Origin of the sequence: Barnesiella sp. (assembly GCF_022723415.1) — a bacterium.
GTDB lineage: Bacteria > Bacteroidota > Bacteroidia > Bacteroidales > Barnesiellaceae > Barnesiella > Barnesiella intestinihominis.
The window spans coordinates 16,943-41,414 of the sequence record NZ_JAIJHU010000020.1 but is presented as its reverse complement, the minus strand read 5'-3'; the positions used below and the strand labels follow the sequence as shown (position 1 = coordinate 41,414).

Sequence of the window (24,472 nt, the reverse complement as noted above, 5' to 3'; positions counted from 1 at the left end):
TTGTGGACAGCCGTTTGAAATTTTTTCAAACGGTTGTGTTTTACGTTTTTATATTTCGTGTTTTTTCCCGAATGTGAAATTTATGCCGAAACAGAAATTGGCTCGGGCATGATTGATGGGAATGAACTGTTTGGAATATTTGGTGGCAAAATAGTCTGTGCCGAAAAACAGGTTGAAGCCGGGTGCGCATACGTTGAGAATGGCTCCCACGGAGCTACCCATATTGGAAACGGAGCCGTTGAGGGTGATGTGGAGCGCCGATAACGGGCGGAAGTTCACGGCGGCCATACCTTCGGCATAGGTGCGATGTCCGCCGAAGCGAGTCGTGGAAAGTAGTCCGAAAGAGATGTGATTGTCCAGAATGCTATATTCTGCGCCAATGCGCATGGTCGTGCGTAACGAATTGGTAACGGATTGGCTATCGGATTTATAGAATTTTGCCAGCGCTTCCAAATCGTCTCCTAACTCGTCGGCTTTATCGTCGAACGGGTTGTTTCCTTCTTCGTCGTCTTCGGCTCCGATATTGTCGAATCCTGTGTATCGGAATTCTTTGGTGGGATCGGTTTCTCCACGAGTGAGGTTGTTCCATTGCATGAATCCGATGTCGGTAAGGGCCGCAGATAAGGTGAGGTTATCGATCAGCTCGTAAGTCGCCCCTAAATCGAATCCCAGTCCGAAGCCTGCCACACCGAAATCTCCGGTGTCGTAGTCGGTGATTTCTCCGGTCTCGGGATCGGTCTCTAATTTCAGGAGGGAAGAGGCTTGTATATGTCCGGCTTGTTTGATGAACCATTCGTCTTGGGACATGGATATATCCATGCGATCTATCCTTGCTTCGGCATGTGCCGCACCTACCAGCACTTTTACTTTGGCTCCAACTCCCAATTTGTCGTTAATGTCCCGAGCGTGTCCTAATGCGAGTTCCACGTAATTGTCGGTCGAAACCGTGATGTTACTCATGTCGTAACGGGTAATCCCGGTTTCTTTTTGTCCGGTTTTGAGAAATTGGAATATTTCTTTGGGCATATATGCTCCCGAATAACTTTTGAGGGCGAGGTTGAACGTGTTTTGTCCACCCCATGCCCAGAATCCAAAAGAGATGATGTCTAATCCCAAATCGAGTTCGACGGTATTGTTGGGAGTGAGTTTGCCGAGAAAGTCGTCGGCGGGGACACTGGGGTGGAGGAATGTGACCAATTCGTTGCCTCTCGGATAGAGGAATGTCCCAAGTCCTAAATTGGAGTTCACTCCTAAATAGAAATTGCCGAGTGCAGGAAAACTGACGTATCCGTTGGGCGTTTTCAGGGCTGGATTAAGCTGGTTGCGTTTCGTCATCTTTTCCATGAAATAGGAAGAGTTGAGCGTTTGAGCCGACAATCCCATTGTCAAAGCGATGCCTATGCATACGCTCAGTATGTATTTTATATTGTGTTTCATTGCTTTCTGGTTTTAATCTATTACAAATCGTCTAAATCCATTTGTGCTCCATCGGGAAGTTTCGCCGACATGCGCACAACGATGAATTGGTCGGGGCGGAGGGTGACATCGTTATTGCCATCACTGTTGACTCCTTCGATTTTTATCGATAGTTTGTCGAGTTCTTGAAGGGCTTTATCTCGCTCTTCTTTGATGGTGATTTTTACGGCTGTGGATTGTATCGTGCCGTTTCCATTCGGAGCCGCTTCGATTTTTACGGATTCGGGTAACGTAATGCCTGATATAATTTCCCCGGCTTCGTTGCGAGGTTCGACAGAAAGCGTGAGATCCACGGGAATGGCGTTGTCGACAACGGCAGAGATTTCGAGGTGTTTGACTTTATCGGTGATATCGGCCAAGTCGCTGCTGAGGTCTTCTATCGTGTCGTTATAGAAAATTCGAAGGTTTTCAAATTCTAACGGAACGTTTATGTTGTAATCGATGTTTATGTTGTAATCGTTTTTCCCTAATGAGATGGCTTGGTCGTCGTTTTCACTTTCCACTTCTACTTCGGTTACTTCTATGTCGATCTTGTCGGGAATCGTGTGGAGCAGGGCCGTGAGGGAGCCCGATGTAATTTCGGGAGAGTTCTTGGTGATCGTGAAGTCGCTTTTTTGTCCTCCGGCTATTTTTAATGCCAGACTCACCACGTTGTCATTTACCACGTCTCCGTTTTCGTTCAACGGTGAAATTCGGAATTTCGTGGATATAGGCGCTTCGATGGGGTTCTGTACAGAGAGGCCGAGAGAAAGATCTTTTACTTCCAATGCTGTTCCTTCTTCTTTGAGGAAATCGGGTAGGTCGGATAGGGATACCGATGTATTTATGTCTACATTGGGCACTATGGTTCCTGCGACTTTATCCACCCGTATTTGCGGAGTCGGCAAAGTGAGATTGGGTTGGATATTGATTGTCGTGTTTTCGAGATCGTCGGCTCCTACGGTTTGTTTGTCGGCATAAATTTTTCCATTGATTGCAATTTCGTCGGTCAGAATCAAAGTCCCGTTTTCTACTATGGGATTTGAGAATCCATAGACGGTAATGGGAATGGATATTTTACCGCTACCTTGACTTAGTTCGACTGTCTTGGAGATGAAAATGGAAGAGCCGTCGCGAACGATTTCGTTACTAGCTTCTATGTCGAAATCGAGTACCTGAGGAAATTTCAATTCGACACCTACTAAGTAAAGTCGAGGTAAGAAAACGGGCATTCCCGATATTGTAATGTCGAGTGTCGTGTGAAGTGTTTGTCCGTTATTATCGGTGACTTTTATACTTTTTACCGCTTTTACCTCTGTCGGTATTTCGGTGTTGATGTTGAAGTTCTCTGTCGTGTGTATATCTGCTTCGAATTCCACTTCTATATCCGGGACTTCCAATCCGGGTATATCGGGTATTTCACCGGTCTGGGTTTCGAAACGTCTTGTATAAGGCTTAAAGTCGGGAGCGAAGTCGTCTATCACGACGGGATCGATAGCGTCGATATTTTCGGAAATATTATCCGCTTTGTTAATTACGTATTTTCCGTCGATGACATGGAGAACGTCCCCTTCTTCAATCATACGGCTGAGCCGTATCGTGTCGGTTTTGCCGATGGGCAAACTCAGATTACCTCCTACACTGATTTCCAAATTGATGTCTTTGTTTAAGTCATAATCGTTATCGATACACGAGAAAAGACCTAACAGTAACCCGGAAATCAAGCTACTTGTAGCAAATTTTGTAAATTTCATAAAGTGTATTAAATCGATAGTTTATTATATTTTAACATATTAACCCCTTTCTTTCCGTCGCAAATGTATCGCTTTTTTCTCAATATTCTATATATTTTTACAGAAAATAGTTATTATATTCTATTTATAGAATATTCGTAAATTTTTGATAGCCCTTTCACTGTCTGGTTTTTACTCTTTTCCTCTGTGCTGCGTTAGCGGTATGGGGAGGGGTGGAAAGGGGGCATAAGATTTTTGACTTGTAAGGTTTAATTCTGTCACTACCGTTGCCGGTATTTTCTAACCCCTCCGTCCTTGCGGACACCTCCCCTATATTTTGCAGGACAAAACACCCCATAATACTACGGGACACGGCAAGGGGAGAGGTTGATGCCTTGATACGTTTCCTCTGTTGCAGATATTTTTTAACCCCTCCGTCACTACGTGCCACCTCCCCTATATGGCTGGCGCCACACAGGTGAGGAGTTTAAATATCTCCGATAGAGAAAACAGCCCCCCGCAATGCTACGGGGCACGGCAAGGGAGGAGTTTTAAGTATCTCCGATAATGGAAACTGAAATACCACGTAAGGCTACGGGAAACGGCAGGGGAAGAGAATAAAAATGTCTCTGCGAATGTTCTTTTTCCTCCCTACCTGCGGCAAGAGTTAAAAGACTATTCCCACTAAGAAGCTGTTTTAAATTTATAGAGAAATAATATTATCATTGCAAGCAGGTATGTTCCGGCCATATTGCGCCCCTGTCTCGCATCTTGAATTCCTTGATTTTTGTCAATAACCCGCTATTGACTACATATCTCGGACTCCAATCAGCTTCAACATAGGTCTCAATCTGTTTCGGAATAAATTTAAAATAGCTTCTAATTCTCGACTGGTTTCCATGTCCCTTTTCGACACTTTGTCTCATATCGCGTGTTCAGGCGTTGAGACGGCTTTAAAAAAACAGGGCTGTTTCAACAGTAGAATGAAACAGCCCTGCGCGGAACAAGCAAAAGGATTATTTGATTATGATCGTTTGTGCCGGTGTTCTCGCAATTATTTGCGGAGCATACAGACATTGTATCGTGGATAGTCCTTGTGTATATTCTCCGGGTCGGTCGACATCGAGCTCATAGGAGATAACATAGGTCCCTTTCGGTAAGAAGTCGAAATAGAACCGAGTTTCGGTATTTTTTACTTCTTCGTAATAACAGATACGTTCCCTGCATTTATATCCCGAAAGTTGTTCTGTCGGTTCGAAACAAGCCGCTCTCGAATCGGTGAGGCATACGAATTGCATATCTCGTCCGACGGAGATGGTGAGCCGTATGGCTATGCGATCGCCTGTTTTGAGCGTGACGCGGTTGAGCGGTACATAGGTCGCCGATTGCACTCCTTGTTGTCTTACCACGATTTGCCGTGAGAGCGCGAGGTCTTCGACCGATGCGGAAGTTACGTTTTTGACATCGTCGTAGTATTGCCAGTACATTGCGCCCCACGAGGGTTGTTCATGATCGGTGGAAATAACAGCTTTGGCGGCAGCCGCAGAGATTTCGTTACCGGACAATGTGTATTCCGTCAGTCCCAAAAAAGGTTCTTCGGGACTGTTTTTCATTTCCTGTCCCCCCCAAACGATCGATGTTTTATTCTCGTCGGGAGCAAGCCAGTCTGTTCCGCCTTCGAGCAGAGCGTATATGGCTTCGAGCGTAGAGGGTACGGCTCCCCAGTCGTTGGTTTGTTTTTGGGAGAGCAGCCATTGCCGCATGGCATCCAGTTCGGAGGTTACGGGCTCGATTTCGGAGAATGCGTTGAATAGGGCACATTGTTCTTGTACAGCACTGTTGTTGTAGTAATAATGAGAGCGATTGTTGGGCCAGTACATGCCTTTGGCTGGCTGACTGACGGCATATTGCCGCAGGGACTTCAAGATGTCTTTTGCGTCTTCGACAAAGCCATATCTATAAAGGGCTGTGGCGGCATAGGCTTTTTCTATCGTAGAGAGGTTGACCCAATATCTTAGTTTTTCGACCATCTTTTTATGCAGGTCGAGGGTTTCCCCGGCCAAAGGTATATCTCTGTATGAAGAGCGTACATAGAGGTAGCAGATATCCTCATAAGAGAGGTTTTTATCTGGGTTCTTTTTTTTCTGATTTACAATCATTTTGTCGAGGTATGCGACGGCAGAAATTTGCATTTCTTTTATTTCACTTTCATCAAGAGGAATACCTAATTTTCGCAGTCTCGAAAAGCCTTCCAATGTATTTATAGAAACTAAGAAATTAGTTTTCATACCACTAAACCAGCTCCAACCGCCTTCGGTAGTTTGCAGATTGTGGAGTTTGAGTATCGCCTCTCGGGTGAGTCGTTCCGCCCGGTTTTTGTCGAAGAGCGTGGACAATTGTTGCATTCGTTCGGTTTGGTTGTCTGCCTCCAATACCCACGGGGTGGCCGAGAGCAATACTTGTTTCAGTTCTTCGTTTTGAGCCAACAGCGACGAGAGATTCTTTCCTCCCGTGGCTTTCCATGATTCGATGGCTTGTGCAATGCGGGGGTTGGAGTTCGCGAGCATTACTGCCACGCTGTTGGAGAAGAGCGAAGCCATTGCCGAAATCGCATCATCGCCGGTTAAATCGGCCAACGGCGGCAGGGCTTGTACCGCATACCACACCGGATTATCACAATATTGCAGAACCATGCGATAGTTTTCTACCGTCGGTGATTTCATTTTTTTGTCCATGCCGGACCATGTGATCGAGGTCGAGTGTTTGCCTCCGGGGATATAGAACGGCTTACTGTCGGTTACCAGCACTTTTGCGGGCAATACGGGCAGTATCTGTTGTTCTCCATCGCTGTGTTGCAGGGTGGATGCTTTTGTGCGGAAGCCTAATACTTCGATTCCTTCGGGAACGGAGAAGCTGTAATCGACCGTGCGGCTTTCTCCGGCATCGACGATGAAGGCGAATTTTCGAGAGTCGGAGACTTTCTCGGTATAAGGATCGAACAATTCGAAAAGAATGGTTCCTTCCTGCACCTTGTCCGTGCGGTTTTGTATGGCTGTCGATACGGTGACTTCGTCTCCTTGTCTGACAAATCGCGGCAGATTGGGCGATACCATAAGTGGTTTACTCGATATGGTTTGTGCTTCGTATCGTCCCGTGAAAAGGTCGCTTGTGTATGCCAGCGCATAGAATTGCCAAGTCGCATTTTCATTGGGTACAGTGAAGGAAACGGAGACGTTGCCGAGAGAATCGGACATCAGGGTGGGATAGAAGAATGCCGTACCTACCTCGCTTGTGCGATAGGAGTCGGCAGCAGATTCTTCTGTCCCGGCGATATCGGCGATAGAAATAGCCTTATTTTCGACAGCAACTCCTTTTTGGGCAGAACTTAGTTCCGTTACGACACATTCTTCCAATACCGGTTGTTCTCCAATTACTTCACGGAAATCTGCAATATCGTATCCCTCGCTTTGTGCCGCACCTCGTATCGCCAGAGGTCTTGCTTTACCGTACCACAGCAATCCGAAGTTGAGAAACTCGGTGGAGCTTTCGATCGGGCAATAGGAGGACTCGGCAAAGTCGTAGATACGAATCGAGTAGTTGTGGGTATATTCTGTTCGGGGAGTGGTGGAGATACGCAATGAGGGGATCGGAGTCGGCACATTGAAATTCCAGCGATGGGTGCGAATGGCCTGCATGGAAGCGTCGAACATCTCGGTCATGAATCGTGCGCTCACGGGATTCCCTTCGGTATCGGTTATCGAGAAGGTCCAGTTTTCAAGGCTGCCGGGTAGCAATTTATCCCGGAAAGAGGCGGTCTTGATGTCGAGTCTCTTATCGGGAGCGGCCGTGCGTATGGTCGCTTGGGCGGTCGTCATTTCCCCTTCCTTGATCGTGAGCAGACTGATCGTCGCCAATCCGCCGAAAGAATCGTCGAATTTGAAATCGATTGTTTTACAGCGATTGTCGAGCTTTATCATTTTGGTTTCGATCAAGCTGTCGGGTGTATAAACGGAATAGAAGACATAGGCGTTTTTGAAAGAGCTTCCTATGGGAATTTTTACCGTTTCGCCTGCTTCGGTGGTCAGTTCGGTGCGGGGAAGCCATAATCCGGCAAAGCGGGGAGGCCGTTTGTCTTTATCGCTGTACAGCACGAAATTAGTTTCATTGCGAATGATACGCCCTGTTTCATCGTCGCTAAATGCCACGATACGGTAGGGGCCCGATTGCCATTTGGTAAAATCGGGATAGACAGCTTTCCCGTCGGCTGCGATGAGAACTTCGCCGACTTGCATTTTTATTTTGAGGCTGTCGAGACTTTCTTCGTCGGAGTCGTATAATGAATAGAATACGAGGCGGCAGGCCCGTTGTACGGTCTGTCCGTTGAGCGTATGAATTTCGGCCTTGATTTGTCCTGCCGATTTATATTTGTCGATATATTGCGGTGCGGAAATAGAAATGAAATAGGGGGAATCGCCCACTTGTACCGAAACGGATTGCTCTACCGTTTCGCCCGTAGGTGCGGTTATGGTCGCTGTGACGGTGTAGATATAGGCTTGTTCCTTATTGATATTTTCTTCCGAAGACTCTCGTTTCGGGGTGAACGTGATGGCAAAGTTACCCGCTTTGTCAACTACCGAGGAACCAGAAGCGATTTGTTCATGGGGGAGATAAAGCCGGAAGAACGGGTTCGTTCGGCGGGAAATCGTGTATTCGACTTCTGCTCCGGCTTGCGGAACTTCGCTGTAACTGACTGCGCTACCTTTTATCGTGAGCGGTTTTCCAAAACTCGTTCCCTCTTTTACGGGGTCGAATTCGACCTTGAACATCGGTAACTTGTATTCGGCTACCGAAATGCTGAGCGCATTGGCCCAAGACCCATCGACTTGTATGGTGTAATTCCCAAGCATGTTACCTTGCGGTACTACGAACGAGCCGTTGAACTGTCCGTATTCGTCGGTGGTCATTTCGAGAGTGGACAGTGTCCGTGAAGAAGGATCGATGAATCGTACCGTACATTTTTCACGAGGTATCACGCGACTTTCTTCCGTATTATTGACGTATCGTATTCCCGAGAAATAGACAGTCTGCCCCGGACGATAGAGCGAGCGATCGGAGAAAAGAGCGGTCTTTTTCTCTTTGTCGTATCGATCCCAATAGTCCGTGTAAGATAAGTCTGCAAGAGGTGAATAACCGTCTGTCGGAGTGGATATTTGGGCGAAAGCATAATATCGGGTATCGTTCGTGTCGATTATACAGAGTCCATTCTTATCGGTTTTGAGCCGGCTTATCTCTTTGACTTGCTCATAGCTTCTGTTTTTTGCGGTGTAAACCGTGACATCGGCGTTTTGTATGGGTTTACCGGTTTGGGCATCGACAGCGAGCAGTTCCAAGCTTTTTTCACCTGCACTGCGGACAATGGTTTTTATGCCCGATACCGTGTGGTTTACAGTCGAACTACCGGGTTTCCCGTCGATGAGCATTTCCACGACGTAGTACCCGGGAGCAAGATGGGGAAAGGCGATCTTTTTTTTGTCGGGAATCAAAGAGAGCGGCCGGTTCAGTCCGTATTTGTGGGTATAAACGCAGTTACTGCGATCCCAATCGTTTTGTTGCGGCCGGTATTGTTCTCTGGCATAGAACGACAGCGTGTCGGGTTGCCGATAGATATTTACGGTGAGTGTATCGACGTTGCGGAATGAGAGTTCTACGCTATCTGTTTGACCCGGATAAGAGACGTTGGGCAGATTGAAAGATGCTTCTTTCCCGGTGAGTCCGTTGCGTTGATTTTTGAGTGCGTTTATTCGGCGATATTTCGGAAAGTCTTTTATCCATCGGTCGCAAATGTCGAGGGCTTGTTGGGCGTCGTCGTATTTCCCGGATTCCCGTAGTTTCGAGACCAGAACGGTGGCGATTTCGACCGAGTAGGGTTTCGCCCGGTAAGCGTCCAGAATCGTTTTTAATTGACCGATGTAGTCGTAATAGGCCGAACTTTCATCGTAAAAATAGATATCTTCGCCGAGGTATTCGAGCCGATTCAGATCCCACATCATAAATGGAGCGGATAGTTCATCGGCGGCATGGAATTTCAAGGCATCGGCGTAGAGTTGCAAAATGCGATTGTCCTTGACCGTTTTGCCGGAAAATACAGCGGTTGTAAATTCTTTTGCCGGGGAAAGAAGTTTTTGGCGGACAAGCGGTTGTATTCTGCTATATTCGTCCATTCCCTCGTATATTTCTATGGCTTCGTTCAGCACGAAGTCGTAAAGTGTAGGGCGGAAGAGCGAGTCGGTCCCTATGGAAAGCGCCTCTCGGTAACTCTCGATCGGTGTGTTTTGTAAGGCTTCGGCCGGGGCCGTGGCTTGTGCGAGGAGCGTATCTATTTTTTCGGTAAACATGTTTTTGCTCCAAGACTCGACGGGTAACGAGAAATCGTTGATTTCGTCCCGCCAGCGTATCTGATAATTTCTGTCGAGATAGAGATTGTACATCTGAGCTGTTAACAGCCGTAGCAAACTTTGTTCGACAGGGTTCTCGGAACGATCGGCGAGAGCGGTTGTCTTATCGATAATCGCCGGGAGGCTGTCCCTGTCGATGAGGAGTTGTGCCGCAGATTGTTTGACAAGTGCGGCGATTACAGCCGGAGCATTTTGTTGGGACAGTGCTTTTTTCAAAGCGACCGTTGCCGAGTCGACGGCCGCTTTCGGTGCAATCTTGATTTGTTCTTCGGTCGATAATTTTTTCTTCATAGTATTTACGTTTGTCGTGCTTACCAGAGCATTTGCCCCGATGATGGCCCCTAACGAAAGGAGGGCTGTCACGATGATCCATATTCCTTTTTTCATGTCTGAAAGTGTTAATATGTTGGGTATTTATAAATAAATTTTACTTAATAGTATATATTTGAAAGACGGTTTTTGTTTTAGGAATGCTGCATGAGATTTTCTTTTTTCCCATCTATTCGGTCGACAATGACGGCAATGGCTCCGTCGCCTGTGACATTGCAAGCGGTTCCGAAGCTATCCATCGCAATATATAGCGCTATCATGAGAGCTTGTGCCGTTTCGTCGAACCCCAGCATGCCTTCAAGTATGCCTAACGCCGCCATAATAGCTCCGCCGGGAACTCCGGGCGCTGCGACCATCGTAATGCCGAGCATGAGTATGAACCCACTGAAATCTGTCGTATTTATGGGCATGCCGCTCATCATCATAATTGCCATGGCACATGCCGTGATTTTCATCGTGCTACCCGATAGATGTATGGTGGCGCATAAAGGAATAACAAAGGTGGCAATGTTTTTGCTCACTCCGTTTTTAATGGTTTGAGCCAACGTGACCGGAATGGTCGCTGCGGAAGATTGCGTGCCGAGCGCGGTGGCATAAGCGGGAAGCATATTTTTCAATAATCGCAGCGGATTTTTTCTCCCGATGATACCGGCTAAGACGAATTGAACGAGCAGCAAAAGAATGTGTAAGATGAATATGACTACGATGATTTTGACAAAAACGGAGATAATCGAGGCGACTTGTCCCGAAACCGTCATGTTGAGAAATATCCCGAAAATGTGTAGCGGCAATAACGGTATAATGACTTTTGCTATAAGCAAGGAGACAATGTCGCGGAAATCGGCGGCGGCCATTCTCAGGGTGTTGCCTTTGACTACGGATAGTCCCAATCCAATACAGAAAGAGAGCAGCAGGGCGGTCATGATGTCGAGAGGGGCAGGCATCTCGACTGTAAAATAGGGCTTTAACGCCATGTTACCGGGGTTGTCTATTATCGCCGCTGTGTGTGCGGATTCGGTAATCAGTTCCGGGAAAACAGCTCTTCCACTGAAATAGGTGAAGAATCCCGAAAATACGGTGGAACCGTAGGCGATGGCCGCCGTGACGAGTAACAACCGTCCTGCGCCTTTCCCCAAATCGGAAATGGCCGGGATAATCAGTCCGATGATAATGAGCGGAATGGCAAAGGTGAGAAAGTTGCCGAACAGCCCGTTGAAGGTGACGAATATACGTGCGACGGGAACGGGCAGGAACTGTCCCAGCGCGATACCTGTCGCTATGGCGATGAGGACTTGCCACAGGAGGGAAATCCGAAATTTTTTCATAACGCTGATGCTTTTAGCAAAAATAGGAAAATATTCCCTTTTTGTCAAGGAAATGCAGCGCTATCTTTTACAGAAGTACTCGATCTTAATCGATGAAAAGGTCGGCCGAAACTATGTCTGTGCGGATATTCTCGGCAGAAGCGTATTGCCGTAGCAGCCCCGTTGTGAAGGCTATGGTTTCGTCGAGAGGCATTTCTTCGCCATAAGCATTGATTATAACGAACAAGTTTTTGGTGTCGAGCGTTATTTTAGTCCGTTCCTCGTCGCTGGTGGGCGTGCCTATACCTCCTTTATCGTCGCGGTAAACCGGGAGTCCTTCGATATTGAGAACGCCCCGGCCGATACCTCGGAAGATTTCTCCTTCTTTCCCGACTCCCAAAATGAGAGTGTCTCCTTCGATACGATCGGCATCGAAAGCTCCGATGGAGTATCCCGAACGGACAGAGACCAGATTGATGAGATCGACCAACGTATCGATGCGATAGATTCCCAGACCTCTGATAATGCGCCTGCAAAGGGCCTCGGAGGAAACTCGATACCGATTGGGGTCTTTACCGAAAGACCGATAGGCTTTTCGTGTGGCTTGTATGGCGGGTCGTTTGTTTATTTCGTCGATTTTGTAGGCGGCTGCGATGCGGGAGGCTTCGTCGTCTATTTGTTCCCACAGACGAGGATCGGTTTCGGTGTTGGTTACTTGTGCTCCGATGATACCAATTTTCAGGCCGGGGCAGACCTGTGCAAAATTGTTTTCGATACGAATGGTTTTCATGCGTTTTCGCTCTTTTGGATAAAAAAAGATATTTCAAAATTAGCGAAAAATTACATTATTGTTGTTTTTGAGTTATGTTTTTTTCTTTTAATATATTATATTTGCATACGTTGCGAAAGCGGGTTGCACTCGGCATATTCAGAAGAATTTGTTTCTGATTGCGTTTGCACCTTCTTGGCATGTATTGAAAACACAATTAAATTTTGATGATATGAAATCACTACATCTGTCGCCCTCGGGCGCTCTCAAAAAGGGTTGGGAATTGACCAAGAAGCATTTTATCGTTATGCTCGGTCTGGTTTTGGGTTATATGGTTTTATTGTGGGTCATCAGCTTGCTCAGCGGAGCTGATACAACTACGTTTCGCTATTGGATTTTGTATTTAGTGAATCTGGTTTTGTCTGTGTGGGTCAGTGCGGGATTCGCTAAAATTTTATTGAATGCATACGATGGGGAAGAACCTTCGTTCTCAGTATTCGGAGAATTACTCCCGAAATTGGGCGGACTCATAGGGGTGAATGTTATTGTTGCCGTTTGTTATTGTATTCCATTGGTGTTGGGCTTTATCGTTTTGTTTATCGGAGCGGGAGCAAGTGCGGTTTCTTTTAATTTAGCCGATCCTTATTCATTCGGATATTTTATGGGACAGGCATTCGGCGGAGTGACGGGTATTCTGTTTTTGGTGCTGCTTTTGGTGTCTTTTTATATTGCTTTGCGGTTGATGTTCGCCGTTTATGCTTACGTCGAAGATTTTTCTATCGGAGTCATGGGTGCGGTTCGTAAAAGCTGGACGATGACACAGGGAAACATGTGGACTATCCTTCTTTGTATTTTGATGATTATCGTTCTGAATTTATTAGGGCTCGTAGCTTTGATTATAGGTGTATTCGTAACTATGATTATCACTATGTTCATGACGGTAGCTATGTATCGCCAGATTAAAGAGGGTGAGGAAATAGTAATCGTGGAGGAATAACGGATTGTCGTTTCTTCGATACTTCTCGATGTTTGCGGCACATTGGGAGAGAGGTTGATGCCTTGATACGTTTCTCCTATTGTGGATATTTTTTAACCCCTCCGTCACTACGTGCCACCTCCCCTATATTACTCCGCAACACCCCGCAATGCTGCGGGACACGGCAGGGGAGGAGTTTTAAATATCTTCGATAGAGAAAACTGAAACACCCCGCAATGTTACGGGAGATGGCAGAAGAGAAGGAGTAATATCAACGGCAGCAACAAATAGGGTATGCACCTCTTCCTCTGCTCATCGTAGATAAGATAGGGGAGGTGTTTTGCGACATTCTTTTATCGCGTAATTTGCCGGTAAGACAAGACGTATTCAACCTTCTCCTAAGTATCGAAGCAGGGGAGAAGGATAAATGCAATTCATTGCGTTCGCTAAAATTTATGTTTATTTTCCCCTTTGATTTTCTACTTGATATCCCGAGATAGGGAAATGGGGTTATCATACAAGAAAAGCGGTCAATTCTTTGACCGCTTTTCTTGTGTAAGTATAATATATATAGTTTGTTAATTTATAACCGGGAATTCGATAGTTTCACTTATCTCGTTCCAGTCCTCGATAGAGAAGTCGCCGGGCGTTTCACCGGACATGATTTCTCCCAAAATGATGTTGAGAGTCAGTTTTGTGTTTTCCGAAAGGGTCGAACTTAAATTTTTGGAGAGTTTATGTTCGCTACCGTCTTCCAATGTAATGATCAGTTCCAAAGGAGGATTCTCGGCGGAGGGGAACAGCATGACCGTAGCGTTGCTCATGATTGTCCCGTCGGTAGAACGTTCCAGATTAAATTTTACTGTTTTGGTCTTGTTTTCAGTTTCGGCTGTATAGAAGTTCATCTTTTCGGCAATACCTCCGATACGAGCTTGAATGTTTGTAATCATAGGGCTGAAAACTTCGTTTTGCTTCATTTTTGCAATTATTTTAAGTCCGGCAGTTACACGCGTCAATGAAGCCTGTAAATCTTCTTTTCCTATTTGTGCCGGTTTTACAGCATGCACTAAATCATATACGGGCATGTAAGTATTATCGGTATTGGCCCTTAATCTGAAATATAAATTGGAAAGGTCAACTCCTTGCGTTATGCCGGGGGAGTTAATGGCCGGTGTATTATAAATGGGGTCATCGTATTTCGGAGTTCCCCAATATACCATATTGTATGTTCCCAGAGGAAGATGGAGCGGTCTATTGTATTCTCCATATACATGCCCGTCTAATATGGTATAGTATCCATTGAATACAGTTTTATTTCCGTTGATAAAGTTCCCGTAATAAATGGAAGTTTCGGCATTACACGGATAAATTTCGAGAATACCCGTAAACGGGTTTTGGTTAAGAGGGTCGGCGATACGGGCTCTTACTTCGGGGGTTACCAGTTGAGTCTCTTCCGGCGGTGTGGTGTTACTGTTTACATTGTCATCGTCTTTACAAGCAGAGAAGAGGACGAGAAAGGAGATTGCTCCCAACAAAAGTTTTTTCATAATGTTATTGTTATATTTTAATATTTGAGTCAATATGACTGAATCTATTTATATAACAATGAGGAAGAATTTTTGTTTTTATGGAGGTAAAGAGAGAAAAGGGGGCAATTTGATTTATCCGTCGATAATCGGGGTTTTTGATAAGATATCGAGAGCGATGACTACTGTCATATAGAGAATGAGACAGCCGATGATTCCATAAAGCCAACGGGCTTTTCGGCGGGAAAGTCTCGATGTGAGCATGCGGCAGTTCTTGCTGTTGAAGAACCAATTCCAGTCGGCTATCGCCGCACAGAGGGACAGTATGCCCGATATGAGAAACAGGCATAGAACGATGAGTGCAGGAATGAGTGCCGGGGTGTCGTTCATTGTGGTAGCGGGTTCAACATTTTTTCATGAGGATATTTCTCCTATTTTTTCGATGCCTCGCTTGGCAAGAAAAATATAGGATTGGAGGTTCGGGTTATACTATGATTTTCAGATGTCGAGTGTAATGGACCGGGCTCCGTTTTCGGTCTCGGCGATATGGACATTTACACAATCGTAGGGGAGCAGCTCTTCGATTTTGTCGGGCCATTCGATGAAGCAGAGAGCCCCGCTGGCGAAATAGTCTTCGGCTCCGAGGTCATAGGCTTCTTCGATTTTGTCGAGCCGGTAGCAATCGAAGTGGTAGATGAGTTCGCCGGTAGTAGCGGACCGGTATTCGTTGATAATGGCGAATGTGGGACTATTGACGGGGTCGTCTACACCGAGTTCTTCACAAACGGCTTTAATGAAAGTCGTTTTTCCGGCTCCCATGTTGCCGTGAAAAGCGAATACCGTATTGTCGCCCATGAGCTTAATGAATTGGCGGGCTGTTTCTTGTATTTGGTCGAGATTTTTTATCGTAAGCGTGTGCATGAGTTTTTATTTTTTCGTGAGTGTTATCAAGGGAATCATCATTTCTTCCATAGAGATGCCTCCGTGTTGGAACGTATCTTTATAGTACCCTACGTAGTAGTTGTAATTATTGGGGTATGCAAAGAAGTCGTGGTTCGTGGCGAATATGTAGGTGGAGCTGACGTTGGGCGACGGCAGTCCGTATCGTTCGGGTGTTTTGATTTCATATACCTGCTTGGGGTTGTAGCTGAGCGATTTCCCTACTTTATACCGTAAGTTGGTATTGGTATTTTTATCGCCGATTACTTTGATGGGGTTATTGACGTGTACCGTCCCGTGATCGGTGGTGAGAATGATTTTAAAATCTTTTTCGGCGATTTTGCGGAAGAGGTCGAGCGCCGACGAGTGGCGGAACCAAGACTCGGTAATGGAGCGGTAGGCGGCCTCCGAGGAGGCGAGCTCACGAATCATTTTGGATTCGGTGCGAGCATGGGAAAGCATATCGACGAAATTGAGCACGCAGACATTGAGTTGGTTATTCTCGATTTGCGGGAAGTTTTGAATGAGTCTTTCGCCGAATGCCGATTCGTTGATTTTATTGTAAGAGAATGTATATCGTTTGCGGAACCGGTCGAGCAGTGTCTGAATGAGGGGAGCCTCGTTCAGGTTTTTTCCTTCCTCTTCGTCCTCGTCTACCCACAGGTCAGGGAACATGCGAGCTATCTGGTTGGGCAGCAACCCGGAGAAGATAGCGTTGCGGGCATATTGTGTGGCTGTGGGCAGGATACTGAAATAGAGGTCTTCCTCGGCCGTAAAGTATTCGTTAAGCAGAGGTTTGATCACTCTCCATTGGTCGAAACGGAAATTGTCGATGAGTATGAAAAATACTTTCTCCCCGTTGTCGATGAGGGGGAAGACTTTGGTTTTGAAAAGTTCATGGCTCATCAAGGGGTGCTCGCCTCCGGTAATCCACTTTTCGTAGTTTTTCTTGACGAATTTGGCGAAAGCGCTGTTGGCTTCGGTCTTCTGCATGGTGAGCAGTTCGTCCATATCGCTTTCGGCTTGTGCAAGTTCCAATTCCCAGAACACGAGCTTTTTGTAAACGTCGAACCAGTCGTTCCAAGAATAGGAGTCGTTTATTTGGCTACTAATGTGTTGGAACTCCTGTCGATAGTCGCTCGATGTCTTTTCCAAGATGATCTCTTTGTGGTGGAGATTTTTCTTTATGGAGAGGAGGATCTGATTGGGATTGACCGGCTTGATGAGGTAATCGGATATTTTGTTTCCGATGGCTTGGTTCATGATGTTTTCTTCTTCGCTCTTGGTGATCATGACGACGGGAATCTCGGGATTTTCCATCTTGATCTGGCCGAGGGTATCGAGCCCGCTCAATCCCGGCATGTTTTCGTCGAGGATAATGAGGTCGAAGGTCTCGTGAGCTGCTTTTTCAAGCGCATCTCGTCCATTCGATACGGTTGTGACTTCATATCCTTTTTGTTGTAGAAAAAGGATATGCGGTTTCAGTAAATCGATTTCATCGTCGGCCCAAAGTATTTTACCGTTTTTCATAAGGCTCTGTCGGTTGAGGATTGTTTTCAAGGAATAAGAAATAGTCTTCGAAACTGTATCCTTCGAGCAGTTTCTTGAAGTTATCCTCGCTGATCATTACGGGTCTTACTCCCGGCGGATAACGGAATGTTTCGCTGTTATCGAGAACCCGACGATAGTGGGATAACTCGTCAAAGTTATTAAATCCTTTGACAACTAACATACTTATTTCGTTAAAGGTCATTATTTCGAGGTCGAAATCTTTAATGACGAAGCTGGTGAAGTTGTGTTTCGCCACGTCGAAGAGTAATTGATTGGACGACACGCTGTCGGTCGCATAGACCAGAAGTAGCACGTGCGGTGCATTCAGGTCTTGTGTGAACGTTGCCTGAGCGGTATCGTTCGCCAACGTCGTCGTATCGTTGGTGAGCCGTGCCTTCCAAATCATTCCCCGCATGTTCCCGCTGCCTTCGGCAATCTGACGTCCCTGAGCGACTCCTTTGAGCATTGTGGTCGCCATAGGCGAAACATCGGCTTGCGGGTAACGTTCGAGCAGATCTTTCAAACCTGCTTTGAAATGGTCGTACTGTTTGTCACCGATGTAGGCCAGTGCATCGAGGAAAAGGAATTTGGGCATAAGCGGCGAGAGCGGATATTTTTCTTTCATGAAAGTCGTGTTCCCGTGTACCGTTCTGTTGTCGTTTTCGAGATAAGCGGCATAGGTGGCTTCGTAAATAGAATCTTGGACAGCGCTCATGCGTCGCAGATTATCCAAATAATGCGGATCGGCCATAGCTTGCGCATAGGGGCTTTCGGGGAATACAGAACGAATCTTATCCCGGTATATCCCTGCGGTGACGACATCTCCGTTACGCATGTACATGAGGTACATGTTATAGTATACGTCGAGTCGGTAGGGGTTCTCGGGGAACCGCTCTTCCAATAAGTTGAAGTTGGCGATGGCCGCCGGATAGTCTTCGAGTTTGTTTTTGAGGATAATACCCATGTTGAACAAGCCTTCGGCAACGACTTCGTTCGATGTTTCCATTGCCTCCGGTGTCATAGGTATTTGTTTGAGGTAGAATTCGGGGTTATGGGGATCGTCGGCCGCATCGGATTGTATGCTGTCGGGGTTTTCTTCATCGGGGAGAGAATTGTCGGCCAAATCTTCATTCTCACTGTTTCCCGATTGTTCGGCAAAGTCGCTCATGGAGAATCCCGATTTGTTGCGACGACGCCAGTCGTCTTCGAGTTTTCGGCTACCCCAAATCCGTTGGAATTCGGTTTTACCGGCAGAAACCATAGGCTTGTTATAGAAGTACCATGATTTGTCCCCAGAGAGAATCGTCGTATTTTGTTTGGCCGAGTTGTCGTTGTTGAACTGAGGCCCTTGCTGTTGGGCGAGATATTCTTCTCGCTGTTGTGCTTCGGCCTCTTCTTTTTCTTTTTTGATGAGGTCGTCGATGATTTTTTGTATGGCTTTGTTCCGGTCGTCTTCACTCATGGCCGCCAAGTTTTGCAAACTGTCTTGCAGCTCGACATTTTGTGCATAGACAACCAGCTCGTCGAGGACAGACGATCGTCGGGAGAGCAGGTCGTATTGGGGATAGTCTTCTTTCAGTTGGGGAATGGCTTCGGCATAGCACGGTTGGGCATCGACATACTCTCTTCTTTCGAAATAGAGATTGCCGAGCGTGATTTGGCAGATGGCTTTTTCTATGCCGTTGCGAGTGCTCTTTTGATTTGCCAAGCGGTAGTTTTCCATCGCTTTGAGCGTGTCTTTGCGGGACAGGTAGAGATTGCCGATGGCGTAGTATATTTGATCGAGATATTCTTTGTTACGATCCCGGGAAGCCATACGGGTGAGTTTCTTTACTTCTTTCGAAATATCTTTCCCCGAATAGACTTCGGTTTGTTTGATCCGAGCATTGAATTCGGTTCGATAGGGTGGGTTCATGCCGATGACTTTTCCGTATGTCTGGTATGCTTTCGTAGGATTTTGTGTGGCTGCATAGAGTTGCGCCAGCAGGAATGTCATTCGGATGCGTTGTTGTTTGCTCGAAGCAGACTTAATGGCCGTTTCGAGAAAAGGAATGGCTTTTTCGTATTCTCCTTTGTGAACAAGGTAATCGGCATTGACTGTCGCAAACCAGTTGTTTTGGGATTCGGGCAATTTCTCATTGTTGATTTTGAGCAGTATATCTTCCGCTTCGTACAACCAGCCCATAGCGATGTAACACCGAGCTTGCCAAATGCGCGACTCTGCTACCAAATCGGGCATCCAAGTGAAATGGCGGGATATATAAAGGAAGGTCGCAGCGGCTCCGAGGAAATCGCCTTTGTAGTATTGTGCTTTTCCCATAAGCCTCCATGCGTTGTGAATAAACGGGTTGTATTCGTCCCGTTTCATATACTCCCGGTATTTGGGGTCGCTCATTTTTTTAGAATTTCTTTTCGGCCTTTTCTTAATGGAATGCAACTGTATGGCTTTCTGGCATTTCTCGATAGTCCGATCGAAACTTCCCGATGGTTGCGGATCTTTGGGATTTGCATAGGCTTGTGCCGGATGCATGAGCAGGAGGTCCGTGAAATTATCCTCGTATCCTTCTTCCATCTCTTTGAGTTGTTCTTTGTAATTTTCTATTCCGTTGAAATAGACGTTGTAGCGGGTGGTAAAGCTATGGTAAAAACGTGTCACCGCCGTATTCTTTTTCGTGGAACAAGATACGAGTGTAAGAACAATAAATAAACCGATAGTATGTAGTATTCTTTTTTTCAATCGATGTTATAGGGATAATACTCCATTTTTAAAACTGAATTTTTCCTGTTTTATTGCTTTTTACCGGTTGCAGAATGTAGGTAGGAAGCTATAATTTTTACAACAAAATAGGCGATTATTAAGGTAAATACGATGGTTGCCCCCGCAGGGACGTCGAGCCAATAGGAGAGCGACAGTCCTCCTATGCCGCAGAGGAGATTGATTGCTCCCGACAGCCAAACGATATTTCGGAATTTGTGACAGAAAAGTTCGGCGATCATTTGCGGTAAAGAGAGTATGGAGATGAGGAGCATGATACCGACCAGACGAATGGTAAGAACCACGGCGGTCGCCACAAAAAATGTCATGATATAGTTGACGAGGCGTGTCTTGATACCGCGGGTGTGGGCAAAGTCGGCATCGAAAGCCGTATATATGATGGTCTTGTATTGCAATACGGTGTAGAAAATCAATAATGCGGCAAAGGCCGCAAAGATGAATATATCCGTGCGGGTGATGGTGAGAATGTTTCCGAAAAGAAATTCCGTTAGCCCTGGTGTGTAGCCGGGGGTCATGAAAATAAAAATGATTCCGATTGCCATGCCTAACGCCCATACGACCGCTATGGCCGAGTCTTCGCGAACCGATTTGCCCCGAGACAGCCATTCGACTCCCAATGCGGAAAGGATAGCGAAAACAAGAGCCGAAAGCGTGGGATTGATGCCGAGGTAATACCCTACACCCAAACCACCGAAAGATGCATGGGTTATGCCCCCGGTAATAAATAGCATGCGGCGTGCGACGATGTATGTGCCGATGATGGCACTTGTTATGGAAATGAGTAGTATCGCCCACAAAGCATTTTGAAAGAATGTATAATTGAGAATGTCTATCATAAGCAATTATTTGTCGATCGTTCTTTGTTCATTGACAACGAGCAGTATTTCGTCTCGCAGTGACTCGGGGACGGCGATTTGTCGTAATTGCAAACTGCGTACCCACCCCGGCACATCTTCCGGTCGTAGCGTATAGAAAATTTCCCGAAAGAGTTCTATTTGTTCGGGTGTATAGCTGTCGGGTTCGATTCCTTTCCAAGCATCGAGCTCTTCGTCGTCGTAGTATTCTATTGTTTTGCTTACTCCGGCGAGCAGGCTGTCGCGTTCGCAAACGAGATGCCGTCCGCAACATTCTTGCGGAGGTTCTTGAATTTCGGTTTGAACTATTTTATTAGTTTTTTCAACCTGTTTTTTTAAATCCCGTCGATGGAAATAGTAAGTAACAATACCTAAAAGTATGATGGATGAAATGAGTATAATCATAATCGTGTTCCTTCTTTTTCGTCCTTTTCAAGCGAGAAGCCTGCTTTACAGAGGTCTTTCCAATAGTTGGGGTATGATTTATCCACTACCGAAATGTCTTTTATCTTTATTCCCGGGAAGAGAAACGAGGCCGGGGCAAATGCCATAGCCATGCGATGATCGTCGTAGGTTTCTATGACCGGTGTAACCTTCGGAGTGATAGATTCTCCGTCCCATTCGAGTGATCTATCCGAAGATATTAGTTTATATCCTAATTTAATAAGTTCATTTTGTAGAGCGGATATGCGATCTGTTTCCTTTATTTTAAGGGTTTGCAGGCCTGTGAATTTGAACGGAAGCCCTATTAAACAGCAAGTTACGACAAGGGTTTGGGCTAAGTCGGGTTGCTCGGATAGGTCCTGTTCGTATAATGAAATGGTTTTGTCCGATTTTCTTAGTTCTATGCCTTCCTGAGAAAACAGGCTGGAAACACCCAGCGGTTCAAAAAGTGCAGCTATGTGGGCATCACCTTGAAGGCTTTTGTTCGAGAGATTCGGCAGGAATATGTCGCCTTCGGGTGCGAGCACCGCGATTTCATACCAATAGGAAGCTGCCGACCAATCCGGTTCTATTCGGAATTGCTTCGGGCAGTATCGGCCGGCCGGAACTCGTATGGTATTGTTGGAGCGGTGTGTCTCTATACCGAAATGAGACATCATTTCGAGAGTCATTTCGATATAAGGCGTAGAAACTATTTTGCCTGTGAGGGTCAGCTCCAATCCGTTTTGCATATAAGGTGCTATCATGAGTAGTGCCGATATGTATTGGGAGCTGACATTACCCGGTAGAGAAAGCTCTCCGCCTCTTAGTTCTTTCCCAAAAATTTGCAAAGGGGGGAATCCTTCTTTGTCGAAGTATCGGATATCTGCTCCTAGAGAGCGTAGAGCATCGACCAGTATTTTTATGGGGCGTTGTTTCATTCTCTCGGAGCCCGATATGATACATTCGTAATCTCGTTTTTGAGCATAGTAGGCCGTGAGAAATCGCATGGCTGTTCCTGCTCCGTGTATATCGATCGAACTGTTTTTTCCCGTGAAAGCCTGTTTCATGACCCGTGTGTCGTCACAGTCGGACACGTTGGTTATCGGTATCGAATCGTCGCACAGGGCGTTTATGACGAGAGCTCTGTTGCTGATACTTTTGGATGCCGGCAGTTCGACTTCTGTGTGGCAGTCGTGTGGAGCAAAGACTTTGTAATTCATTTGTTCGCTGTGGGTTTTGTCGCAAAATTAGCAAAAAAAGAGGAATGGTATGTATCATTTCTTTATTTACCGATGAAGTATTTCTCACAAATCTCTCTTTTCAGCATCTTTTGTTTTTGTAGTCTCTTTTATTTTTTGTCGCATGGAGGAGAAGGGCGGATAGTTTCCTTGTTGCCTTGATACGCTTCCTTTGTTGCAGATATTTTTTAACCCCTCCGTCCTGCGGACACCTCCCTTATATTCCCTAACGGAAGCACAGGGGAGGAGGGTGAGATTCAATATTTTTGCTCTACTGTCGTTTTAACCCCCTCGTCCTACGGGCACTCCCCCTATATTTCCTTATGGAAACACAGGGGGAGAGGATTGAAAGTGGTGTTTCAGTTTCGGTATAAGGATAGCATTGTGCACTTCTCCCCTGTTCGTATGGTTGCGCCACACCCCGCAATGCTACGGGGCACGGCAGGGGAGGTGTTTAAAGTAGCCCTCTGCTCGTTTTTACTACGCCTAAACTAAATAAAATATGAGAGGATAGGGTAGATACTTGGTGGTTAAAAAACGTTATAGTTGAATATATTTCCTGTGGAAAATTGTTTTAATGGAAAATAGCAGATATATTTGTTGTGATATTTCTTGTAGAATATATTTCTATTGGAAAATAAATTAAGAACTAAATAATAAATTTGAAAAATGAAAATGCTGTTGAAACGTTATTGGCTCCCGGTCACAGGTATTCTGTTAGGTGCTTTGGGCGGTTATCTTTATTGGCGGTTCGTAGGTTGTGCGACGGGTACGTGTCCTATTACCTCTTCTCCTTTTGCCAGTACGGTTTGGGGAGCAGCGATAGGAGGATTGTTTGTGAGTTCATTCAAAAGAGAAAAGAAATATGATTAAACGAGTGTTGTTTTTGACGGTGGGTATACTATCGCTTATGCTTGCCGCCTGTGAAACGAAAGCGATAAATAATGGTAAAAAAGAAAATAAAATGAAAACGATCGAATTGACAAAGGCTGATTTTTTAAAGAAAATAGTGGATTATGAAAAAAATCCCGAGGAGTGGATATATTTAGGAGATAAACCGGCGATTATCGATTTCTATGCCTCTTGGTGCGGACCGTGTAAAATGGTGGCTCCGGTATTGGAAGAGCTGGCTGCGGAGTATGACGGGCAGATTTATGTTTATAAGGTGAATACCGAGCAGGAGCAAGAGTTAGCGGCATTGTTCAATATCCGTAGTATACCCTCGTTTTTGTTTATACCCATGAACGATAAGCCTCAAATGGCTATGGGGGCGATGCCCAAAAGTTCGTTTAAAGAGGCAATCGATGGTGTATTATTGAAAAAATGAGTAATTTTATGCCTCTTGTCGTAGATAAGAACCGTTGTCCGCAGAATCATCGTTGTCCGTTGATTTCGATTTGTCCGCAACAGGCCATCAGCCAGACCGGTTTCGGCTTGCCTCGTATCGATTCGGATAAATGTATCGAATGCGGGAAATGTGTCCGCCACTGTGGTATGAAAGCTATATATCGATTGGAAGATAAGTATGGAACCATTTTGTAAGATTCGTGATTTTTATAGAGCGATAACCGATTTTGAAACGAGATTTGAGAAGAGATATGGGCTTTGCCTGAACGAAGGGATGCTTTTGTGTTGCCTTCGTCAAGAGCCGAGGCTCTCTTCGGGAGATATCGCCAAGCAGTTGGGGCTTACTCATTCCAATACATCGAAAGTGATTCGTTCGGTAGAAAAGAAAGGTCTCATCGAACGGATATTGGGCGATGACGACAAACGTCAGATGTATTTTTCTTTGACTCAGGAGGGCGAACGTTGTCTGAAAGAGCTCGAATGTTGCGATGTCGAAATTCCCGATGTGTTGAAAAAGATATTATAGTTGTGTAAAATTGAGAAGCTGTTTTAAATTTATTGAGAAATAATATTATCATTTCAAGCAGGTATGTTCCGGCCATATTGAGCCCCTGCCTCGCATCTTGAATCCCTTGATTTTTGTCAATAGCCCGCTATTGACTGCATATCTCGGACTCCCATCTGCTTCAACATAAGTCTCAATCTGTCTCGGAATAAATTTAAAACAGCTTCTGAATTTGATTCGGATAGAACGTTTGACCCCAAGTGGAGATTTTTACCACTTGGGGTTATT

The 24,472-nt window shown here is 45.7% G+C and carries 18 protein-coding genes; 5 read left to right on the top strand and 13 right to left on the bottom strand.

Features of this window, described 5'->3' with window-relative positions:
- Positions 1-48 precede the first annotated feature (48 nt).
- From QVD32_RS05815 to QVD32_RS05795, 5 genes are all read right to left on the bottom strand, one after another.
- The gene (locus QVD32_RS05815; protein WP_008861232.1) at positions 49-1,437 is read right to left on the bottom strand and encodes a DUF5723 family protein; all 1,389 of its coding nucleotides are present in this window, start codon (positions 1,435-1,437) and stop codon (positions 49-51) included.
- A 20-nt stretch (positions 1,438-1,457) separates the two neighbouring features.
- The gene (locus QVD32_RS05810) at positions 1,458-3,209 is read right to left on the bottom strand and encodes a hypothetical protein (protein ID WP_008861231.1); all 1,752 of its coding nucleotides are present in this window, start codon (positions 3,207-3,209) and stop codon (positions 1,458-1,460) included.
- 995 nt (positions 3,210-4,204) lie between these two features.
- A complete protein-coding gene (locus QVD32_RS05805; protein ID WP_118687490.1) occupies positions 4,205-10,030 on the bottom strand; it encodes an alpha-2-macroglobulin family protein in 5,826 nt (1,941 codons plus the stop codon).
- A gap of 77 nt (positions 10,031-10,107) precedes the next feature.
- Positions 10,108-11,298: a dicarboxylate/amino acid:cation symporter gene (locus QVD32_RS05800; protein WP_021892295.1), complete on the bottom strand. Its 1,191-nt coding sequence runs from the start codon at positions 11,296-11,298 to the stop codon at positions 10,108-10,110.
- 85 nt (positions 11,299-11,383) lie between these two features.
- Complete coding sequence (locus QVD32_RS05795) at positions 11,384-12,067, bottom strand: B3/B4 domain-containing protein (RefSeq protein ID WP_021892294.1); 684 nt, start codon at positions 12,065-12,067, stop codon at positions 11,384-11,386.
- Positions 12,068-12,278: 211 nt separating this feature from the next.
- Between QVD32_RS05795 and QVD32_RS05790 the strand changes: the two genes are divergently transcribed.
- Positions 12,279-13,043 carry a glycerophosphoryl diester phosphodiesterase membrane domain-containing protein gene (locus tag QVD32_RS05790; protein ID WP_021892293.1) on the top strand — a complete coding sequence of 255 codons (765 nt, stop codon included), beginning with the start codon at positions 12,279-12,281 and terminating at the stop codon, positions 13,041-13,043.
- A gap of 557 nt (positions 13,044-13,600) precedes the next feature.
- Here QVD32_RS05790 and QVD32_RS05785 read toward each other — a convergent pair.
- The 8 genes from QVD32_RS05785 to QVD32_RS05750 all read right to left on the bottom strand — a co-directional run bounded on the left by QVD32_RS05785 (position 13,601) and on the right by QVD32_RS05750 (position 22,314).
- Positions 13,601-14,569: a FimB/Mfa2 family fimbrial subunit gene (locus QVD32_RS05785; RefSeq protein WP_008861226.1), complete on the bottom strand. Its 969-nt coding sequence runs from the start codon at positions 14,567-14,569 to the stop codon at positions 13,601-13,603.
- Between the two features lie 114 nt (positions 14,570-14,683).
- Positions 14,684-14,938: an immunity 17 family protein gene (locus QVD32_RS05780; RefSeq protein WP_040295858.1), complete on the bottom strand. Its 255-nt coding sequence runs from the start codon at positions 14,936-14,938 to the stop codon at positions 14,684-14,686.
- Positions 14,939-15,046: 108 nt separating this feature from the next.
- Positions 15,047-15,469 (bottom strand): tRNA (adenosine(37)-N6)-threonylcarbamoyltransferase complex ATPase subunit type 1 TsaE, encoded by a 423-nt coding sequence (tsaE, locus tag QVD32_RS05775; protein WP_008861225.1) that lies wholly within the window; start codon positions 15,467-15,469, stop codon positions 15,047-15,049.
- 6 nt (positions 15,470-15,475) lie between these two features.
- Positions 15,476-17,017 carry a T9SS response regulator signal transducer PorX gene (gene porX / locus QVD32_RS05770; RefSeq protein WP_021892291.1) on the bottom strand — a complete coding sequence of 514 codons (1,542 nt, stop codon included), beginning with the start codon at positions 17,015-17,017 and terminating at the stop codon, positions 15,476-15,478.
- The gene (porW, locus tag QVD32_RS05765) at positions 17,004-19,775 is read right to left on the bottom strand and encodes a type IX secretion system periplasmic lipoprotein PorW/SprE (protein WP_252206142.1); all 2,772 of its coding nucleotides are present in this window, start codon (positions 19,773-19,775) and stop codon (positions 17,004-17,006) included. Before porW ends, porX begins: the two co-directional genes overlap by 14 nt.
- Positions 19,776-19,825: 50 nt before the next feature.
- Positions 19,826-20,650: a metal ABC transporter permease gene (locus QVD32_RS05760; protein WP_021892288.1), complete on the bottom strand. Its 825-nt coding sequence runs from the start codon at positions 20,648-20,650 to the stop codon at positions 19,826-19,828.
- A gap of 6 nt (positions 20,651-20,656) precedes the next feature.
- Positions 20,657-21,073, bottom strand: a complete 417-nt coding sequence (locus tag QVD32_RS05755) for a hypothetical protein (protein WP_021892287.1) — start codon at positions 21,071-21,073, stop codon at positions 20,657-20,659.
- Complete coding sequence (locus tag QVD32_RS05750; RefSeq protein WP_021892286.1) at positions 21,070-22,314, bottom strand: 3-phosphoshikimate 1-carboxyvinyltransferase; 1,245 nt, start codon at positions 22,312-22,314, stop codon at positions 21,070-21,072. Before QVD32_RS05750 ends, QVD32_RS05755 begins: the two co-directional genes overlap by 4 nt.
- Positions 22,315-23,001: 687 nt before the next feature.
- Here QVD32_RS05750 and QVD32_RS05745 point away from each other — a divergent pair.
- The 4 genes from QVD32_RS05745 to QVD32_RS05730 are packed head-to-tail and all read left to right on the top strand — an operon-like array spanning position 23,002 to position 24,205.
- A complete protein-coding gene (locus QVD32_RS05745) occupies positions 23,002-23,205 on the top strand; it encodes a DUF6132 family protein (RefSeq protein WP_008861219.1) in 204 nt (67 codons plus the stop codon).
- Positions 23,198-23,659 (top strand): thioredoxin, encoded by a 462-nt coding sequence (gene trxA / locus QVD32_RS05740; protein ID WP_046416096.1) that lies wholly within the window; start codon positions 23,198-23,200, stop codon positions 23,657-23,659. Before QVD32_RS05745 ends, trxA begins: the two co-directional genes overlap by 8 nt.
- Complete coding sequence (locus QVD32_RS05735; RefSeq protein WP_229033641.1) at positions 23,656-23,874, top strand: 4Fe-4S binding protein; 219 nt, start codon at positions 23,656-23,658, stop codon at positions 23,872-23,874. The genes trxA and QVD32_RS05735 overlap by 4 nt, the downstream gene beginning before the upstream one ends.
- Entirely contained in the window at positions 23,858-24,205 is a 348-nt protein-coding gene (locus QVD32_RS05730) for a MarR family transcriptional regulator (RefSeq protein WP_021892284.1), read from the top strand. The genes QVD32_RS05735 and QVD32_RS05730 overlap by 17 nt, the downstream gene beginning before the upstream one ends.
- Positions 24,206-24,472: the final 267 nt, after the last annotated feature.